General features: G+C 31.7%; 3 protein-coding genes. 1 reads left to right on the top strand and 2 read right to left on the bottom strand.

Features of this window, described 5'->3' with window-relative positions:
* Positions 1-180 precede the first annotated feature (180 nt).
* Positions 181-417, top strand: a complete 237-nt coding sequence (locus B4I81_RS05785) for a YdcH family protein (RefSeq protein ID WP_291108650.1) — start codon at positions 181-183, stop codon at positions 415-417.
* 45 nt (positions 418-462) lie between these two features.
* Here the strand turns inward: B4I81_RS05785 and B4I81_RS05780 are convergent, their stop codons facing one another.
* Together B4I81_RS05780 and B4I81_RS05775 are read right to left on the bottom strand one after the other, a co-directional pair.
* Positions 463-1,881 (bottom strand): MBL fold metallo-hydrolase, encoded by a 1,419-nt coding sequence (locus tag B4I81_RS05780; RefSeq protein ID WP_291108648.1) that lies wholly within the window; start codon positions 1,879-1,881, stop codon positions 463-465.
* Between the two features lie 72 nt (positions 1,882-1,953).
* The coding region (locus B4I81_RS05775) for a C40 family peptidase (RefSeq protein WP_291108646.1) at positions 1,954-2,546 on the bottom strand (593 nt) is incomplete at its 5' end.

The raw sequence follows: 2,546 nt of genomic DNA, 5'->3' as shown, positions 1-2,546 counted from the left end.
ATTTAAAAGTAACAGACGCTACAGAATTTGATTTGTATGCAGAACCCATATAATTAATAAACATTATTTTACAATCCTTACATTAACCTTGTAAGGATTTTTTATTTAAAATGATAAATATCATATCAAGGCTGTTTTTTTATAAGTAACTTTGAGTATAGAAACTTAAAAACCAGCATTATGATAACTAAACACCCTATTTACCAAGATTTTCCAGAATACGCTGACAAGATTAAAGACTTGTATCATCACAATGATGAATTTCAAGTTTTACTTCATTCGTATACGGAATTAGATGAAAAAATATATAAAATTGAAAAAGACGAAGAACTAGCAATGGATGATGAATTATCACATCTGAGAAAAGATCGTGTATTTCTAAAAGATGAAATTTTTAACTTTTTAAAAGATAATTAATTTTTTTCATAAATAAATAAACCGCTTTTAAGCGGTTTATTTATTTTATAACAGAGTTGAAGGACAAACATAAACCGTTTTAGGTAATTGAGTTGTCTTAGCAATTTCATTAAAACCACCCGAAACATCCATAAAATTATCAAAACCTCTTTGTTTTAAAATGGAAGCTGCTATCATACTGCGATAACCACCTGCGCAGTAAATCACAAAGGTTTTATCTTTAGGAAAGCTATCTAATTTAGTATTCAATTGGTTCAATGGAATATTTACCGAATTCAATAAATGTTCTGAATCGATTTCACTTTTCTTACGAACATCAAATAATGGTAAATCTTTTGCTTGAAGCATTACTTCTAATTGTTCACCTGTAATTCTTTTTAGAGAATCAGTTTCTTTTCCAGCTTTTTTCCAAGCTTCAAATCCACCTTCTAAATAACCGATAGTATTATCATACCCAACTCTTGAAAGTCGGATCATACATTCTTCTTCCCTACCAGAATCAGTTACCAAAAGAATTGCTTGATTGATATCGGTTATCATCTCTCCTACCCACATAGCAAAACTTCCATCGATTCCAATATTAATGCTATTTGGAATAAACCCATTTGCAAAATCATTGGCATTTCTAGTGTCTAAAATTAAAGCTCCGGAAACATTTGCTAAAGTTTCAAAATCATTTGGATTCAAAGGCTTTTTAGCTTTTTCAATAACTTTATCTAACGATTCATATCCTTTTAAATTCAGTAATACATTTTTTGGAAAATAACCTGGTGGTGTTGTTAATCCCGTAAGTAATTCATTTACAAATTCGTCTTCTGTCATATCTGATCGAAGCGCATAATTAGTTCGTTTTTGATTTCCTAAAGTATCTGTAGTTTCCTTACTCATGTTTTTTCCACAAGCACTACCAGCTCCATGATTTGGATACACAATTAAGTCATCAGAAAGCGGTATAATTCTCTCACGGAGTGAATGATACAATAAGCGCGCTAATTTATCTTGAGTTAAATCGGCAACCACGTGTTGGGCTAAATCAGGGCGACCTACATCACCAATAAACAAAGTATCGCCTGAGATAATTCCATGTTCCTTATCGTTTTCATCAATCAACAAGTACGTTGTACTTTCCATGGTATGACCAGGCGTATGAATGGCTTTTATTTTATAATTTCCAATGGTAAAAATTTGTCCATCAGAGGCAATTAAAGCATCATAATTAGGTTTTGCTGTAGGGCCAAAAACAATTTGAGCTCCCGTTTTTGCTTTTAAATCTAGATGACCGCTGACAAAATCAGCATGAAAATGCGTTTCAAAAACATATTTGATTTTAGCATTATCTTTTTTAGCACGATCAATATAAGGTTGAACTTCTCTTAATGGATCAAAAATAGCGGCTTCACCATTATTTTCAACGTAATAAGCAGCATGCGCAATACAACCTGTATAAATTTGTTCTACTTTCATGACTTAACTTTTAAAAGTTACGAATTTACATGCTAGTAGCTGGAAGTAAAATGATAAATATCATGTAAAAAACTATCGATTATTTTCTAAAACACGATTAATTTGAATGAAACGTTTTTTGTAGTAAGGTTCTTCCGTGGATGAAATTATAACTCCAGCCTGCACTGAGGAATGAATAAACTTAATTTCATCACCATTAATTTCAGTAATCATTCCCACGTGATTAATACTCCCTCTACCATTGGTTGTAAAGAAAATTAAATCGCCTTTTTGTGCTTGACTTCTGTCAATTTTATAACCCGCTCCTACCGCCATTGAACTTGAAGAACGAGGCAAAGTCATATCAATATGTTTAAAAGTAGAAAACATTAATCCAGAGCAATCAAAACCAGCACTAGTAGTTCCACCACCTCTATATCTAGTTCCAATATGTTGTGAAGCTACAGCAATTAAAAATTCGGCTTTAGACATATTTTCTGGAGAAAGCTCTTCAATATCTTTTGGACCACTTACAATCTCATTTTGATGCTTTGCTAACTCTACATCTCCTTTTTTAATTACAACTTCATATCCGATAGGTAAATTAGCAATAATTTCAGGGTTCATTTCTTCCAAATCTTTAACACTAACTTTGTACTTTTTTGAAAGTCTATATAAAGTTTCGC

Origin of the sequence: Flavobacterium sp. UBA6195 (assembly GCF_002422095.1) — a bacterium.
GTDB lineage: Bacteria > Bacteroidota > Bacteroidia > Flavobacteriales > Flavobacteriaceae > Flavobacterium.
This window is presented reverse-complemented; position numbering and strand designations above follow the sequence as displayed.

Bases quoted from the DNA above. Each gene is read 5' to 3' on its own strand.
- B4I81_RS05785 (WP_291108650.1), top strand. From the start codon at position 181: ATGATAACTAAACACCCTATTTACCAAGATTTTCCAGAATACGCTGAC.
- B4I81_RS05780 (WP_291108648.1), bottom strand. From the start codon at position 1,881: ATGAAAGTAGAACAAATTTATACAGGTTGTATTGCGCATGCTGCTTAT.